This window comes from Pedobacter sp. AK017 (assembly GCF_014200825.1).
Classification (GTDB): Bacteria; Bacteroidota; Bacteroidia; order Sphingobacteriales; family Sphingobacteriaceae; genus Pedobacter; species Pedobacter heparinus.
The window spans coordinates 394128-411702 of the sequence record NZ_JACHCW010000003.1 but is presented as its reverse complement, the minus strand read 5'-3'; the positions used below and the strand labels follow the sequence as shown (position 1 = coordinate 411702).

Genomic DNA, 17575 nt, shown 5'->3' with positions numbered 1-17575 from the left:
GTCTCGGTACGCAGGCTGATCTTAGCCGGCCCGGCCTGCCCCCTTCTGGTGGTGATCACCATTACCCCGTTAGCCCCTTTGATGCCGTAAACGGCAGTTGTAGAGGCATCCTTCAGGATAGAGATGCTTTCGATCTCGTTGGCATCTATCCTGGCCACCTGGTCGTAGGTAGATTCCACATCGTCCACAATGATCAGTGGCTGGTTGGCACCTGCCCCATTGGAAAAGGTGCTTACCCCCCTGATGTAAAAGGCAGCCCCATCACTGCCGGGGATGCCCGATCGCTGCTGGGAAAAGAAGCCGGGCAGGCGGCCGCTCAGGGTGTTCTGCAAACTGGCCGAAGGATTTTGTCTGAGTTCCGACCCTTTAACCGAGCTTACCGAGCCCGTAACGGTCAGCTTCTTTTGGGTACCATAGCCCACTACTACCAGCTCTGCCAGCCCTTTCGTATCTTCCTGAAGGTCAACAATGGCATAGCCGCCCGAACTTATGGCGATTTCTTTCGACTGAAAACCCATATAACTGAACACCAGTATCCCTGTATCATCCGGAACCTCCAGCATGTAACGGCCATCAGCATCTGTAACAGTCCCCTTTTTTTCATCTTTTAAATAAACACTCACACCAGGTAAAGCTGCTTTTTGTTCGTCCCTTACCAGACCTTTTATGAGCTGCAACTGGTTTGCAGGAGCAGCAGGCTGCTGTCTCCATTTCACCACCACTGTATTGCGGTTGATCAGATAAGTAATGGGCTGTCCGGCAAAACACAGGTCGAGCACTGATTTTAACCCCGCATTCTTTACCACAATACTTACGGGATTCGCTTCCCTCAGCATTTGCGAATTGTAAATGAAATTATAGCCGCTTTGGCGTCGTATCTCTTTAAATACTTTTTCAAGGGGGACGTCTTTTTCCGACAGGGTTATTTTCTGCGCATCAACCGTATTCAGTAACGCAAATAGCGGGAATAGCAAAATAAGCACGAATTTCATCGACCTAAAAATTAAATGAATACAGGTATAATTAGTTTATATTGGTTGTTTCTATTCCTATGGCATTACGGTTACCGTTCTGCCATTTATACTGAAGTGAATGGTGCCCGTCAGTTCCAATGCTTTAAGTACCTCAGAGAGGTTGTCAGAACGGGAAGCCGTTCCGCCAAATTTGGTACCTTTAAGCTCGCCCTTATATACCACTTCTACATCATACCACCGTGATATTTTTCTCATGATGCTATGGATATCTTCATCTTCAAACATAAATATGTCGTTCTTCCAGGCTATGGCCTCTTCCAGGTTAGCCGCTGAAACAGCTATGCTACCCTTTGCAGGGTTCAGCAATGCCTGCTGCCCGGGTTTTAACAGTTGTTGTATATTGCCTTTGATAGCCGAAACACGCACGCTGCCTTCCAGCAGGGTTGTTCTGGTCATAACTTCCTCATCGTATGAACTGATGTTGAAATGGGTACCCAAAACCGCTACACTTTGCGCGGCAGTTTCCACTATAAAAGGAACCCGTTCTGCTATTGCTTTTCCATTCACTATGCTTAACCTGTTACTTTTTGCAACTTCAAAATAGGCCTCGCCCTTTAAGCGGACTACCCTTTTTTTAGTACCGAACACCGCAGGAAAACTTAAAGAAGATGCGGCGTTTAACCATACTTTTGTACCATCCGACAATATTACCTGATATTTTCCGCCACGCGGCATACTGATCGTATTGACCTGCTGATCTGAAACATCAGGCCCAGCAGCAGGTTCGTAAACCAGTTGCCCGCCATCGATGCGCAGATTTGCAGCACCCTGCTGCGCCAATATTCCATTCTTTTTACCTTCCAGCACAATTTCCGACCCATCAGCCAGTGTAAGTACAGCTTTATCTTTTCCAGGAGGAACGTCATTTTTAAAGAATTTGCTTACTGCTTGTCCGGCCAGCTGCACAGCTGCTTTGCGGGAATTTAAGCGGTACAGGCCTACAGACAGCGCCAGCAGCAGCACTGCAGCGGCAGACCATCTTACTAAGGTATTTAAACGCAATACTTTACGCGGCCTGATTTTCGGCTGTAGTCTGTTGAAGATCATTTGCCTGGTCTGCTCCTGATCGCCCATCTCTTTCGTATCCCAGGGCAGGTCAAGCAGTTCAAAACCATCCTGATAATTCATCAGTAAAGCCTCCTCTGCCTGGCTACAGGTGCCGGCAAGGTACTTTTCATACAGTTTCAGGTAATCTTCTTTGCTCATAATTTGGTTGCTCTAATTATATAGAGCCCGATTTTGAAAGCCACACACATAAAAGTTAAATCTTTTTTTTAATTTTTTCGGCTTTTGTAAATTAATGCCTTAACATTACAATTTGTAATGCAGTTGATGCTATTATTGTCTAATTTTATGGTAATATGACCGATCAGGAACTTTGGAAAGCAATCAGGGAAGATGACCCCAGGGCATTTGCTGTGCTTTTCGAGAAACATTGGTCTAAAATTTATACCACGGCATTCTCCATGCTGAAAGATGCTGAGGCCTGCTCTGGAATTGTACACGATATTTTCCTTAACCTCTGGATCAAAAGGGAACACCTGAATATAGCATCTTTTCCTGCTTACCTGAAAGCTGCTGCGCGCTACCATGTTTACAAATATATCAAAAGCTTAAAGGCCAGCCCTATCGATTATACCGACGAGCCCCTATCCCTGGAAAAGGCAGTCAGCCAGAATACCGGTGATGAGCGTATCAGGTATATGGAACTGGAAAATAAAGTGGAACTCTACTTAAAGGAATTGCCTAAGCGATGCCAGGAGATCTTTATACTGAGCAGAAAAGAAAACCTGAGTAATGAGGAAATTGCCAAACGCCTGGGCATTTCAAAAAGAACAGTAGAAAATCAGCTCACCCATGCACTCCATCATTTACGGATCTCTATGAAAGACCTGATTGTGGTCCTTATCCTGCTGGAAATTATGGGCCGCTAGATACGATGGAGCTAACCGGTTTCAATTTACCGGCTTGTTGTATAAACCGGTATTACCTTTTTCCAGTAAAACCATCAATTGTTTAACCAGTTCCGGCTGCTGTGCTGCTATGTTCTTATTTTCATAAGGATCTGTCTGGTGATCGTACAATTCAATTGCAGGCATTGCGGCCCGGAAGTATTTTGTTAAACGGTAACGGTCTGTACGCAGACTGATCCCTTTCTTAAAATAACTGTAGGCTATATCGCCCGCTGAACTGGCAAGCGGATTTTTTAATGCAGGTACCAGACTTGTCCCGTCAATATGCGCTGGCTTCTTTATTCCGCAGAGTTCCATTAAAGTAGGATACACGTCTACAGCGCTCACCACATTATTGTTTATGGCCTGGGGCAAACCAGGTACCTTTATGATCAGGGGGCTGTGCAAGGCCCATTCAGATAGCGTATGTTTACCCCAAACGCGGTCGTCGCCCAGGTGCCAGCCATGATCACCCCATAATACCACAATGGTATTTTTATCCTTTCCGCTTCGCTTCAGTTCATCCAGTATTTTACCTATCTGGGCATCTGAATAACTTACTGCAGCATAATAGGCATGACGAAGTTTACGGGCATAAGCATCAGATACAGGCTTGGCCAGTGAGGCTTTTTCCTCGCCTTTTTTATACCCGTTAAACTCCCCGCTTTCCTGCAAACTGACAGGATTAACACCTACTGGTATATCTGGTGATGGTGTTAAGCTGATGTCGGCCTCCTGATACAAATCCCAATACTTCTGCGGCGCAGTAAATGGTAGATGGGGCTTAAACAGGCCTACACCCAAAAAAAAAGGTTTCTCTTTTGTACTCAGTTCTTTTAACTTGCTGACTGCCATTTCGGCTGTTAAGCCATCGGGGTAGCTGCTGTCACTTACAGGCGCATGTTCATAAGGTTTTACTTCGCCTTTCAATTCATTTCTGTTGCTGCCATCGGCATAGCCAAAAAAGGCATTCCACCCTGTTTTCCATTTACCTGCATTAAAAAGCATTTCATCCCAGCTTCTTTCCAGTTCCATTTGTGAACTTTTTGGTTCCAGGTATTTATATACATAACCATCGGGTGAGTGACTTATTTTACCTATCCCTACCGTATAATATCCTTGCTGTCTAAGTAACGCTATAAAAGATTCGGGTATATTCTGGCTTTTTGGTTTAAGTTCAAAAGCCTCATTGGAAAGATCATTTACTGAACGGGGCCTTAAACCTGTAAGTATACTGGCCCTTGAAGCCCCACAGGTAGGTACTGTTACAAATTGTTGCTTAAAAAGAACCGATTGTGCAGCCAAGGCATCTATATTGGGAGATTTTATAATGCGGTTACCATAACAGCCCAGATCGGGACGAAGGTCGTCAACAAAAATAAAAAGCACGTTATAAGGTTTTGTAGTAGGTGCCGGACCATATTTATGACTGCTAAATAAAATAAGGACAGAAAGGGTAAAAAATAATACTGTAGCTCTTTTCATGCTGGAAAATTTGGTTAGTGTTTGCTATATTAGAGTATTTTTTTAAGCAGTACACACATTTATTAAATATATTATTTTTTGTGCCGAACTTCTAAGCAACTGCTTATCTGGTAAGTTTATGTTTCTTTTGAATTAATAATCCGTTTTACCTGCCTTTGTTGTCAGTCCACAGTGAACCCACAGTCAGCCCACGGTGAGCCCACGTTTTTACTGGAAAAACGTGGGCTTACCATAGGTTAACTGTAAATTAATACTGGCCACAGCTACGCTTCAAATAAAGAGGAGGCCAGACACGGTATAAATGGTGTGGCCTCCTTTAAAGGAAGGGATAAAATGTATGTCTGTATTATTTAGTAGGCCAGATTGGGTTTTGGATTATTTTAGGGTTTAAAACAATCTGGTCATAAGGTATGGGCTGTAGATACATATAATCTTCAAATACCCTTTTTAAATTGTTCTGAACAATAATTACACCAAAGGTATCATTTGTCAGGTAATGTTGCGTACCGTTCACTACAAAATAAACTACACCTTTTACCGGATTGGCCGGCGCTGTTTTTACAAAGGATACATCGTTTACCCCATCTTCATTTAAATCGTACAGGGTATTCAGCGCCGGAACATACAGACCATCATAAGGTTTTAGCAACAATGAGCCAAGCTTCCAGCGCATCAGGTCGTCATACCTGAAACCTTCCATCGAAAGCTCGATGCCACGTTCTCTGCGGATTTCCAACAGATTTGCATCTGATATGTTTGTAAAATAATTGGTTTTCAGGTAATTATCGGCCGTGGTCGGCATTGCAGTATTTGTAATTCCTGCCCTTTCCCTTAGTACTTTAACGGTTGAGTTCCAATCGGTAACCGTAAAAGTGCCCAGTTCTGCCTTTGCCTCAGCAAAATTCAGCAACACTTCCGCGTAGCGGATGATGGGTAGTGAATTGCTGTTCTCGGCCTTACCATCGGTAGTTTTAGCATCCAGGGTAAACTTATAGGGCATATAACCCGTATAGGTATAAGTGAAATCGGGTGGTGCAGCGGCCCCTTCCCTTTTGTAATCGCCCATTCTGATGGTTTGCTGCAACCTCAGGTCCCTGCCTTTTACCTCATTCCAGAATGGTATGGCATTGTAACCGGTCTGATCGGTAAAACGGCTGCCATCGGCCTTTAAAAAGGTATTGATAAAGGATTTTGTAAAGCTCAGTCTTCTGCCGTAAGTAGCACTTGTCCAGTACCAGTTGGCATCATTAAGTACCCTTAGCGTCAAACTGTTTACTGCTGCCAGCATCACTTCATTCGTTTTAGGCAGTTCATTGATGAACAGGTTGCGGTAGCTCATGTTCAATGTAGCTTCCTTATTGATCTGATACTGGTTTCCCAGCATTACTTTTGAGGCTGCATCGGCACTCTGTTCCAGCCAGAAACTGGCATCTGTAAAGCTGTATTCTGTATGGTATTTGCGGAAAGTACCTTCGTAAAGACATACCCTCGACTTAAAGGCCAGTGCAACCCATTTGTTGATTTGGGAAGATGAGGCATCTTTAGCAGCCCTGATGTTGGCGGCAGCAAAATCCAGATCGGCCAGCACCTTTTTCATTACAAAATCCCTGGGATCTCTTGGTTTGTAAATGTCAGGATCTGATACGTCCATGGTTTTATCATACCAGGGCACATCGCCAAACTGTTTAACCTTATCAAAATAAAACCAGGCCCTGAAAAACCGGGCCAGACCTTCGAAGTGGTTTTTGGCTTCATCGGGAATACTGGCCTGTCCGAAGTGTTCCAGGAAGTAATTGATGTTCCTTAATGAAGTAAAGGACCAGGTTGCTGCAGGTGCCTGAACGGCATTGTAACTACCGGCAATATAGGCCGGAACGGTAGAGCCAACCAGAAAGTCACTGGTGCCATCAGCCCTTACAATATCATTACCTGTAGGCAGGGCATTGTAAAATGAATTGGCGTATAACTGCAGGTCTTTTTCTGTTTTGAACGCATTTGCGGGGGCAAGCTTATCAGGCGGATAAAGTTCGAACGACTTTTTACAGCCTGCCAGCAGCACTATTGTGGCAATAAAAATAATTCTTTTCATGATCATTTTATGATTGGATAAATTGATTATCGTGTTTATATAATTCATGCGGCAGCCTATAAAGTGACATTAAGACCAATGGTATAGGTTTTTAGCATAGGGTAAGCCATTCCTTGTCCTGCATTTTTGTTCAGTTCAGGATCGGCCTGTTCTATGTTTTCGGGATCCATGTTTTTGGTATGTTTAAACATGGGCGACCAAACCCAGAGGTTTTGTCCGGTTAAATAAACACGTAAGGCCGACAAATGTATTTTTTTGATCAGGCCGGAAGGGAGATTATAGCCTACAGACAGATTTTTAAGTCTGATATAAGCTGCATTTTGCAGGTACTGGGTTTGTGCGTAAGTGAGCTCTCCGCCCGCATTTAATGCCGTATAACCGCGTAACCTTGGGTAATAGGCATTTGGGTTTTCCGGCGACCACATGTTTTCTACCACATCTTTTGGGTGCCAGCTATATGGCCTGTTGTATGGGCCCCAGAACAGGGAATTGTCGGCCGTAGGCATGTAATCGCGTTTTCCTACGCCCTGAAAAAATACACCGAAAGAGAAGTTGTTCCAGTCGAAATTTGCGTTGAAGCCATATTGATAACGGATACTGCTGTTGCCGATCACTTTCTGATCGCCAGGATCGCTTAGTGTTTTTGTGCCCTGGTTGATGATGTTGTCTCCGTTCAGATCTTTGAACTTGATGTCGCCCGGCAATGGTTTATTCGCTGCCGAAACCTTAATTAAGCTTTGGTTGGCATGGGTGTTGATGTCGTTCTGATCTATAAAATAACCATCGTTTACAAAACCCCAGATCTCTCCTACTTTCATACCCGGGTAATAGGTGGTAATGAGGTTGAGCGGGTTGTTGAAACGTTCGATGGTCGACTGGCTGTCAGACAGGGTAAACCTGAAATCATAGCCAATTGGCTTGCTGGTATTGATTTTATCACGCCAGCCGATAGAGAGCTCCCATCCCGTGGTTTTTAAGTCGGCATAGTTCCCTTTGGGTACTGCTGCACCAAAAGTAGCGGGTAAAGGAAGGCCTACGGTAAACATATCTGTAGTTCTTCTGATGTACCAGTCGAAATTGGTGGTCAGCCTGTTCCTGAACAGGGAAATATCGGCACCTAAATTGGTGGTAGTGGCTTTTTCCCAGGTCAGGCCATCAGGTATTACATTGGGTAACTGGGTATAGTTTGGCCTGATGCCACCCAGTACCATTGGCGACCTGGTTACCCCCATAGTTTGAAGGAACTGGTAAGGATCTATATTTCCGTTACCCAGACTTCCGTAAGAGGCACGTAGCTTAAACTCATTGACCGTATTTTTGATAGATTTCCAGAAAGGCTCTTCAGAAACCCGCCATCCGCCAGAGAAAGAAGGAAAAAAGCCATATTGCTGACCTTCAGGAAATTTGGATGAGCCGTCGTACCTGCCGTTCACTTCAAACAGATACTTGCCTGCGTAATTGTAGTTGACACGGAAGAAACCGCCCAGGGTGATCCATTTGTTGCCCCCACCGGTAAGGATGAAGTTCTGCCCGTCTACAAGAGAGAAATCCGGAAATTCAGGGTTAATGAGGTTATCGCGTTCTACAAACTGGTCTTTTTGTGTAGACTGTTCGTAATTGTAACCCAGTAAAGCGGTAAAGTTATGTTTCCCAAAGCTGTTGCTGTATTCGCCATAAGTATTTAAAGCCAGGTAGGTAAAATCCTGGTCAAGGTTGTTCATTTTGTTGATACCACGCTCCAGAAACACATTTGGTGCCGTACTGTAAGGTACCGGGCTATAGATAAAACGCCTGTTGAAAGAAGTTTTATCGAAGGTAAAGTCGCCGTTGATCTTTAGCTTATTGTCGAGGAAATTAGTAAAGACGCGGGAAGTATTTCTGGTTTGTTTGTTGGCTTCGTTCATGAAGTTGTTACCGGAAATGAAGCTGCCGAATACGATAGAGGCATTATCGGTAAGTGTACCATCGGGGTTCCTTAACATGGCAACAGGAAAAGCTTCATCAGAGATGCGTCGCCAAACCGGTGTATTGCTGGCATGGTTCAGGATCGGGAAGAAATAATCGCGCTGATTAAAAGTAATGTCATTTTCAATTTTCAGCCAGCTGGTAGCCTGAATACTTCCTTTTGCGCGCAGGTTATACTGGTTAAATTTATCGGGGTTGTAACGGAATATACCACCCTGGTTGTTGTACCTTCCGGAAATGTAGAAAGCTGTTTTATCGCTGCTGCCCGAAACACTGATTTGCTGCTCCATGGAGGGCGTATTGTCGGCATACAATTCTTTTAGCCAGTCGGTACTGCCATAATAAATGTATTTGCCGGTAGCGGGGTCAATTTCAGTTGAGGGCCCTATGCCTGCTTCATAGCGCCTTTTAAGTTCTTTAAGATATTCCTGTGACCATGGAAACACGCTGTTGGCCTTTTGCGGATCGGCACTATAATCGTTCCATGAACTGAAGGCATCGTTAAATACCTGTGCCCATGGGTAGCCCTCGGTAACCAGATCGGGCCTGATGGTCTGATAGTTAAGAGAATAACCAGAAGTATAGTTAATGGTAGCCTTTTCTTTTGCCGGGGCTTTGGTAGTGATCAGTACCACACCAAAACTACCTCTGGCGCCATAAATGGCTGCTGATGCAGCATCTTTTAACACAGTAACACTCTCTATATCATTGGGGTTGACGAGGTCGGGATTGCCAGGGACACCATCTATCAATACCAGTGCGGAGCCACCGGCACCAATGGAAGTGGTACCACGAACGTTATAGGACGATGTCCGGGTAGGTTTTCCATCGGTCATTCTGATGTTTAAATTGGGGATAACACCCTGTAAACCTTTAGTGGTACTGGTAAGGGGGCGGTTTTCGAAAACTTCTTTACCAACCTGGTCAACTGCACCGGTAAGGTTTACTTTTTTCTGGGTGCCATAACCCACTACTACAACTTCAGAAAGTTCTTTCTGTTCTTCCAGCAGTTTAATGTTGATGGTGGTTTTGCCTGCTACCGGTATTTCCTGGGTTTTAAAACCAACATACGTAAATATCAGCGTTCCTTTATTGGGTACTTTGATCTGGTATATACCCTCTGCATTGGTGGTGGTTGCCGTATTGGTTTCCTTATGTTTGATGCCGATGCCCGGTAAGGGAATCCCTTTCAGGTCGACCACTTTTCCGGTTACTATTTTTAAAGTATCGGCAAGGATACGGCCAGCAGCCTGCCTTACCTGTATGACAATGGTTTTGTCTTTTATGGCATAGGTTAAGTTTACGGGTGCCAGAATTTGTGAGAGGGCCTCATCAAGTGACATGTTTTTAACGCTTACGTTTATTTTGGCATCCTCGTTAAACTTTTCCGGAGGCCAAATGATATTCATGCCCGTCTGCTTCCTGATTTCCTTAAATACCTGGTTTAAAGAAGTCCCTTGCTTTGACAAGGTTATCCGCTGTGCATGTCCTATAGCACTAACATGCATAAAGCAAACGGTTATGATCAGAATGGTAAGCTTAGCTCGCATAATTATTCTTCTTTTACTGGCCTCACTGATCTGGCAAAAAGCCAGGCCCGAAAGCAAGGGTTGTCCCAAAGCATAGACTAGCTGCCTAAGCCGGGATAGGTTATAAAAAATCATATATTTGGTGTTGGTTTTTATTAAATAATTGTGTTTCTGCAATTTGTTGGGATAAGACCAAAATATCCGGGGGTGTTAGCCGCACTCCCGGTTTTTTGCTTATCCGGATGGTAAAAATTTACAACATGGCCGTAATCCTCCTTCCTTCTACTTTAAAGTGGACCAGACCGGTAAGTTCCAGAATGGCCAATACCTGGGCAGCATTTTCGAATCGGGAGACATTTCCACTGAAAACCTGATCTTTAACTGTCTTGTTCTGATAGGTAACCTCTACATCGTACCATCTTGAAACCTGCCGCATAATGGTTTCAAGGGTAGTTTTATCAAATGTGAAATAGCCGTTTTTCCATGCTATTGCGGCCTCAGTATCTACCTTGCTTATTTCAAACCTATTGGTATGGAAACTGGATTGCTGTCCGGGTTTAAGAAGGGCCTGGGTATGGTTAGACAGGTTTGACACTTTAACCGAACCTTCAATCAGCGTAGTTTTGATATCCGGCTCATCTTCATACCCATTGATGTTGAAATGCGTACCCAATACTTCCAGTACCTGGTTATTGCTGATTACTTTAAAAGGTGCGTTTTTGTTTTTGGTAACTTCAAAATATGCTTCGCCTTTAAGTTCGATCAGCCGCTCTGTTTTACTGAAGGAAATGGGGTATTTCAGTGAGGAATTTGCATTTAGCCAGACTCTGGTGCCATCGGAAAGAATGAGCTGATATTGTCCCCCACGTGGGGTTTCTATGGCATTGAAACTTAATTTTGATGTGGCAGCTTGCTGTTGAATGTGATATATCAGTTGACCGGATGCTGTTTTGGTGAGCTGAACACCAGCCTGTGTTGACACTTTTCCGTTAAGGACATCATCAAGTGGCACCCTGGTTCCGTTGGCCAGTGTAAGTATAGCTTTGTTGGTACCAGGTACCAGTTCATTTTTTGCATGGATCTGTTTATTTATTGTTTTATGCTGTGTATTTTGATACTGAGAATAGAAAAATATTCCGGCAAACAGCAGGAGGATTACTGATGCTGCAGCAGCTAATTTTTGATAAGGCCATTTAGATTTGACCTTTGGTTTTCTTTGCGTTTTATGCATCATAGAATTGTAGAGCTGCTCCCATTGTGCGTTGGTATGGTGTTGCTCGGGGCCGGTATGCTGCCACAGGAGTTTCAGTTCCCTTTGTAAAAAATCGTTATTGCTGTGATGATCTAAAAGTTGAAACAACTCGTCAAGTTCACCTGCTGTACAATTGTTGTGGATGTAACGGTCTAATAAAAAGGATATTCTTTCCTGCTTATTCATACATGGAGGTTATTTGGTTATGCTATGTACTGGTAAGACGAAAAAAAATGAAGAGCGGCCTAATGGCTGGGTATTATTTTTTTAAAAAAAATAAAATGAGCAAAATGAGCTCAAAATTAGTGTTTAAGTGATGACGAATAAAATGGAGGGAATCGAGCATGTGGTTTTTTACAGTACTTTTTGAAAGTTGCAGGTGACTGGCGATCTGATCGTAGGTCATGTGCTGCTCGCGGCTAAGGCGGAATACAGATTTACGCTGTGGCGATAGCTGTGCTACCGCTTTATCGATGTTGGATTTTAATTCGTTTAGCAATAATTGATCGTCTGGCTGGTCGGCAGCTGGTGTATTGATCTGGTCCCAGAGCAATTCGACCAATACGCGGTCTTTTGCGGCCATGCGTAGAAAGTCGAGCGACTTATTTCTGGCGATGTGAAAAAGGAATGCCGGGAAGTTCCTTATTTCTGTCAGGACCTCTCCGCTTTCCCATATTTTCATAAATACATCCATTACAATTTCTTCTGCCGTTTCCCTTGATTTTGTGATCTTGAAAATATAGGCAAATAATTTATCACGGTGTTTCCTAAATAAGCATTTAAACGCTTCTTCATCACCCTTACTAATGGACAGTAACAGATCGTCATCAATTAATTTCATGGTTTAATTGATTATTTGGTTAGGTAGCCATAAATTTAGCATTTATCTTTCAAAGTGTTTAATTTATTCAAAAATAAACATTAAAAAATCTTATATTTTCTTTTAATATATTAAATAAGTATTAAATTTTCATTAACAAAAATTTAAAGAAGAGCCAGGGCGACCAGGGCGAAATTAACAGGGCTGAGCATATGCCGGGATATAAAATTAAATAGCAATAATGTTTTAATTTAAATTACTTTATTTGTATAATTTTACCATACAAAACAACTAACCGACTTAATGCAGTTTAAACAGTTTACCTGGCAGATAGCCTGGGATTATCAAGCGTTCCGAATAAAGTTTATTGTTGGGATGCTCATTCTTATTGCAATTCTAATTTTTATTCCTCATTTCTTTTTACGTATTGAGGCGCGTGAGGGAAATGTATTGAATGACCTGGTGCTGGCGAATTTACCGGCAATAGATGTTTCGGCATATATATTTATCATATTGTATGCCATGATTGGCTTGTTCCTTTACAGGATGTCTAAAAATACACTGATGTGCCTTACGGCTTTATGGGCATTTATATTTTTGTGTGCAGCGCGGATCATCACGATAACCCTGGTGCCGCTTAACCCGCCCGTTGGTATCATTAATCTGGCTGACCCCTGTTCTATTTTCTTTTACCGCTCCAACGTAATCACTAAAGACCTGTTTTTTTCGGGCCATACAGCTACCATGTTTCTGGGCGCATTGTGTCTGGAGAAAAGAAATGATAAGGTTATAGCTTTTATTGCTACAATTATAATTGCCGGACTGTTGCTGATCCAGCACGTTCATTATACCATTGACATTATGGCTGCTCCGATCTTTACCTGGTTGTGCTGGTATTTAGGAAAGTCAATGGCTAAGATCTAATTAATCTTGTAATCACGGAGGCTTTTAAGCTGATTATTTAGTACCTAAAGGGAGGATGAGCTCCCTTTAGAACTAAATATATACGAGAACGCACCAATCTTCTTATACAGCTTTAAAAAACCCTGATACAACTAGTGCACCAGGACTTTAATGTTCATCATAGATGGATGATTAACTAAAAGTATAAAAGAAAGAATTCACCTGCAATTATATTACACCAACCTTATGTTTACCGTGGTTAATTATGTATTTTACGTGGTGAATGAAAATGAATGGTTTGAAATATGTGAATCGGGATAAAAAAAAATTGCCACAATACCTCGTTTTTATGATGAATATCCATAAGTTTGATAGATGATGATGAGCGTAAATTAAAAAGGCATTTCCATGGACAGCAAACTAAATTGTGTTATTATTGATGATGAGAAACATGCTGTTGATCTGCTGGCGGATTATATTGAAGCAATGCCAAATCTGCAATTGTTAAAGTATTTTACTGATCCGCTTAAGGCATTGATGGAAATTACTTTGGAAGATAATATTGATGTTCTTTTTATGGATGTTGACATGCCGGGAATGACAGGACTGGATTTATCGCTGGCCATTAGGTATAAAACCAAATATCTTGTTTTTACTACTGCGCATTCCAAATATGCAATTGATGCTTTTGGTGTACAGGCAAATGAATATCTTTTAAAACCGATTTCTATGACCAAATTTGCATTGATGATCAATCGGTTGCTCAAGTCAGAAATTAATCTTAAAAGAGAAATGAAAGATGAGGATTTCTTTTTTATTAAAACGGATCAGGTTCAGAAATACGTAAGGGTTAATCTGAGAGACCTGGTTGCTATTGAAGGTTTAAACAATTATGTAAAGATCCATACCGTTAGCGGTATGCATATTGCTTATTTAACAATGAAGGAGCTGGAGACCAAATTAGAGGGTAACAGTTCGTTTATACGTGTTCAGCGGTCTTTCATTATCTCAATGGATTTCATTAATAAAGTTGAAGGTGCAAGTATTACACTGAACAATAAACTGGAGGTTCCACTTGGAACAACCTATAGGAAACAGTTTTTAACTTTTTTAGAAAGGAACACGCTGAGATCTAACCGGAATATATCAGATTAGGGACTGGTTGCCCAAATACTATGATATCTATACACGACTATATTACATAAAATGAAAGAGGCTTTTACAAGATGTTTTAATTTTTTATACAAGCACCGCATTCATTTTATTGCCTGGTTCTTCTTTATATTTTACGAAGTCATCATAAGTGGAATACTCAGGGGGTATTTTGCAACTGCCGGTAATTATGTTTTATTTTATGTACTTAATATCTGCCTTTTCTACTTTCATGCTTATGTGATTATGCCTGCGGCGAAATCGCATACCAAACATGGGATATGGTTATTACCCCTGCTAATTGTAATTGAGGTGGTCTTTTATGTGCCTTTTTCAATATTATTGGCGGGATTTTTAAATAAATATGCCGGACTAATGCTTGTAGCACCCGCAACACTGACTAAAACTGCAGTAGTCACTTCAGTTTGGAGAACCATTTATTTTATTCTTTTTTCTTCTGGTTACTATTATCTGGTCAATTATTTAAAAGAACGAAAAATTACACAGGAAGCTGAGAAAGAGAAATTAATTATGATCATTGAAAATCAGAACGTGCAGGCTGAACTGATCAAATCCCAGTATGCACGTTTAAAAGCACAGATCAATCCGCACTTTTTGTTCAATACCCTGAGCTTCATTTATGCAAGTGCACGTAAAAAGGCGCCGGAAGCTGCTGAAGCCATAATTACTTTAACGGATATGATGCGCTATTCTATCCAGGATGATGATGAAAAGATCTTTACGGATATTGCACTTGAAATTGAACAAATAGAAAACCTGATTAAACTTTATCAGATAAAATCGGAAACCAAACTGAATGTTATTTTAGAATATGATGCTGATTTGGCCAAAATTCAGATTATTCCTTTGGTACTGATTACACTTGTTGAAAATGTGTTTAAGCATGGGGATCTTTTACAGGAGGCCCACCCGGCTTTAATTAGCATTAATCTTGCGCACAATATCCTGATTATTGAAACCAGAAATTTAATTAATTTAAATGGTTCTGTAATCAGTCATAACATCGGTTTGGATAATATCAAAAAAAGAATACAAATGGTTTATGGTGACAAGGCCTTTTTGCAGACGGATAGAGACAAAAGCAATTATTTCAATGTTTTACTGAGCATTGAATTGAATTAACAAGATGTATTAAAAAAGCCTTCACGAATAAGATGAAGGCTTTTTTATATAAGGCTTAATGGTATTGTTTATTTTCCCTTAAATGCGTTTAAGCCGCTTTGCAGGTAAGCTGCATATTCCTTTGCATCGAATATAGCTCCCTGGGGTTTTACCAGTGGGTTCAGGTCATGACCCGCCAGTACATATAAGGGTTGTGCATTGGAGCCGTATTTTGTAGCCTGGAAATCCAGGTTCCAATAACCCAGGTCATCCGTATTGCGTTTCAGCACACTGGAATAATGGACCTTGTCTTTCTCCATTTTGATGTTGCGGTCGTCGGCATACAGCTGGATCAGTACATATTCCTCTTTGATCAGTCTGCCCACCTCCTGGTCTACCCATACCAGGTCTTCCATTCTGCGGCAGTTTACACAGGTATGCCCTGTAAAATCAAGCAGTACAGGTTTGTTTACTTTTTTTGCATAGGCCAGTCCTTCTTCCAGTTCAAAGAAAGGATGGAAACCTACCGGGGCTTTTAAAGATCCGCTGTATTTGACCTGGGCCGGAAAATCTGCAGCTACATTTCCTGAGGCTGAGGACTGGTTGCCGTTCAGGATAAAGTCCTGGGTATTCATTGGTGGGGCCAGTCCGCTCAGTACGCTTACCGGAGCGCCCCACAGCCCGGGCACCATGTACAGCGCAAAGGAAAAAGAAAGAATGGCCAGGAACAACCTGGGAACAGATATATAAGGTACCTCACTGTCGTGAGAGAACCTGATCTTCCCCAGTAAATAGATCCCCATCAGCACAAAGATCACGATCCACAGCACCAGGAAGATCTCCCGGTCAAACCATTCCCAGTGCCAGGCCAGGTCGGCCGATGACAAAAACTTTAAGGCCAGGGCCAGTTCCAGGAAACCCAGGCATACCTTTACGCTGTTCAGCCAGCCTCCGGATTTGGGCATACTGCTCAAAAAGCCGGGAAATATGGCCGATAAGGTAAAGGGAAGGGCCAGGGCCAGGGCAAAACCAAACATACCGACGGCCGGGCCCAGTAACTCTCCTTTGGAACTGGCATCTACCAGTAAGGTACCGATGATCGGACCGGTACAGGAGAAAGAGACCAGGGCCAGTGAAGCAGCCATAAAAAAGATGCCTGCCAGGCCTTTGCTGTTATCGGCCTTATTGTCTATCTTATTGACGAAAGCACTGGGCAGGGTAATTTCGAAGGCCCCGAAAAAGGAGATGGCGAATACCACCAGCAAAATAAAGAACAGGAAGTTGAACAAACCGCTTGCACTCAATGCATTCAGGCCGGCCGATCCGAACAAAACAGTGATCAGCAGGCCAAAACCTACGTAAATGACAATGATGGAAAGCCCATAGATCAGGGCCTGGCCAATGCCTTTGCCTTTACTGCCTGCCCTTTTGGTAAAATAACTGATGGTAAGGGGCACCATGGGAAAGATGCAGGGCATCAGAAAGGCCAGAAAACCACCTACCAGTCCGGCTATAAAGGTTCCCCAAAGGGTTTTGTCCGCTTCAGCTGCAGGGGCTTTATTGCCCGGTGCAGCCGCAATGCCGGCTGCGCCAGCTGCCGGCACAACTGCAGCTTTGGCTTTAACCGTATCAGCGGGGCTGACAGTATCAGGGGCAATTTCGGTAAACTCCAGACCGGAAAGGCTCGTATCGGCTTCCTGGGCATGGACTGTAGCAGCTGATGCAAAGAAGATTAAGCAGCCAATGACAAGCACTTTCGTGCTTGTCAAATAGTTTTTTAAGGTCATTACTGTTTTATTTTACAGGAATAGAGAAGTCGACGGTTTCTGGTGGCAGACATTGTGAATCATCGCATACCATATATTCAAGTGTTCCTTTCACAATTGCATTTGCACCGGTAAGTTTTACTTTTTGCTGGAAAATAACTGACTTTTCAAAATAACTTACATTCATGTCAAATGATTTCTCGAATTTAACAATTGCTTTTGGTTCAGTTGTTTTACCTACAGTTTTGTAAGCTTTTGATGGAGTGAATTTAAAACTTGTTTTTACAGGCCCGCCATCAGCCATATTTTGTGAATATAAATGCCATCCTTCGTCAATAGTGGCTTTAAGGTACAAAGTAGCTTCTGTTTTTGAGGTTTTCTTAGCAGCATAGCTCCACTTTACAGGTTTCAAAATCTGACTACTTACCGTAAGGCTAAATAGTAATCCAACAGTTAACAAGATTAGGTTTTTCATTATTTATCGTTTTTTTATGTGTTAGCAAATT

At 42.4% G+C, this 17575-nt stretch carries 13 protein-coding genes; 4 read left to right on the top strand and 9 right to left on the bottom strand.

What is annotated here, in order from left to right; genetic code table 11:
* Positions 1–992: SusC/RagA family TonB-linked outer membrane protein (locus HDC92_RS06680; RefSeq protein ID WP_183873167.1), on the bottom strand; the 992-nt coding region annotated here is incomplete at its 3' end.
* Between the two features lie 57 nt (positions 993–1049).
* The gene (locus tag HDC92_RS06675) at positions 1050–2240 is read right to left on the bottom strand and encodes a FecR family protein (RefSeq protein WP_183873165.1); all 1191 of its coding nucleotides are present in this window, start codon (positions 2238–2240) and stop codon (positions 1050–1052) included.
* A 155-nt stretch (positions 2241–2395) separates the two neighbouring features.
* On the opposite strand from HDC92_RS06675, the gene HDC92_RS06670 reads away from it, so the two are divergent.
* Positions 2396–2968, top strand: coding sequence for an RNA polymerase sigma factor (locus HDC92_RS06670; protein WP_015808063.1), 573 nt, complete (start codon positions 2396–2398; stop codon positions 2966–2968).
* A gap of 21 nt (positions 2969–2989) precedes the next feature.
* Here the strand turns inward: HDC92_RS06670 and HDC92_RS06665 are convergent, their stop codons facing one another.
* From HDC92_RS06665 to HDC92_RS06645, 5 genes are all read right to left on the bottom strand, one after another.
* Positions 2990–4471, bottom strand: coding sequence for a sulfatase (locus tag HDC92_RS06665; RefSeq protein ID WP_183873163.1), 1482 nt, complete (start codon positions 4469–4471; stop codon positions 2990–2992).
* A gap of 346 nt (positions 4472–4817) precedes the next feature.
* Positions 4818–6560 carry a RagB/SusD family nutrient uptake outer membrane protein gene (locus HDC92_RS06660; protein ID WP_255484464.1) on the bottom strand — a complete coding sequence of 581 codons (1743 nt, stop codon included), beginning with the start codon at positions 6558–6560 and terminating at the stop codon, positions 4818–4820.
* 56 nt (positions 6561–6616) lie between these two features.
* Positions 6617–10189, bottom strand: a complete 3573-nt coding sequence (locus HDC92_RS06655; protein WP_183873159.1) for a SusC/RagA family TonB-linked outer membrane protein — start codon at positions 10187–10189, stop codon at positions 6617–6619.
* A 118-nt stretch (positions 10190–10307) separates the two neighbouring features.
* Positions 10308–11492, bottom strand: a complete 1185-nt coding sequence (locus tag HDC92_RS06650) for a FecR family protein (RefSeq protein ID WP_183873157.1) — start codon at positions 11490–11492, stop codon at positions 10308–10310.
* 73 nt (positions 11493–11565) lie between these two features.
* Positions 11566–12147, bottom strand: a complete 582-nt coding sequence (locus HDC92_RS06645) for an RNA polymerase sigma factor (RefSeq protein ID WP_015808068.1) — start codon at positions 12145–12147, stop codon at positions 11566–11568.
* Positions 12148–12429: 282 nt separating this feature from the next.
* Here HDC92_RS06645 and HDC92_RS06640 point away from each other — a divergent pair, with 282 nt between their 5' ends.
* The 3 genes from HDC92_RS06640 to HDC92_RS06630 all read left to right on the top strand — a co-directional run bounded on the left by HDC92_RS06640 (position 12430) and on the right by HDC92_RS06630 (position 15324).
* On the top strand, positions 12430–13050 hold the full coding sequence (locus tag HDC92_RS06640; protein WP_015808069.1) for a phosphatase PAP2-related protein: 621 nt from the start codon (positions 12430–12432) through the stop codon (positions 13048–13050).
* A 387-nt stretch (positions 13051–13437) separates the two neighbouring features.
* On the top strand, positions 13438–14184 hold the full coding sequence (locus HDC92_RS06635; RefSeq protein ID WP_015808070.1) for a LytR/AlgR family response regulator transcription factor: 747 nt from the start codon (positions 13438–13440) through the stop codon (positions 14182–14184).
* Positions 14185–14235: 51 nt separating this feature from the next.
* On the top strand, positions 14236–15324 hold the full coding sequence (locus tag HDC92_RS06630; protein ID WP_015808071.1) for a sensor histidine kinase: 1089 nt from the start codon (positions 14236–14238) through the stop codon (positions 15322–15324).
* Positions 15325–15392: 68 nt separating this feature from the next.
* Here HDC92_RS06630 and HDC92_RS06625 read toward each other — a convergent pair whose 3' ends face one another.
* Positions 15393–17090 carry a protein-disulfide reductase DsbD family protein gene (locus HDC92_RS06625; protein ID WP_183873155.1) on the bottom strand — a complete coding sequence of 566 codons (1698 nt, stop codon included), beginning with the start codon at positions 17088–17090 and terminating at the stop codon, positions 15393–15395.
* A 7-nt stretch (positions 17091–17097) separates the two neighbouring features.
* Positions 17098–17544: a protein-disulfide reductase DsbD N-terminal domain-containing protein gene (locus tag HDC92_RS06620; RefSeq protein WP_015808073.1), complete on the bottom strand. Its 447-nt coding sequence runs from the start codon at positions 17542–17544 to the stop codon at positions 17098–17100.
* Between the last annotated feature and the right edge of the window lie 31 nt (positions 17545–17575).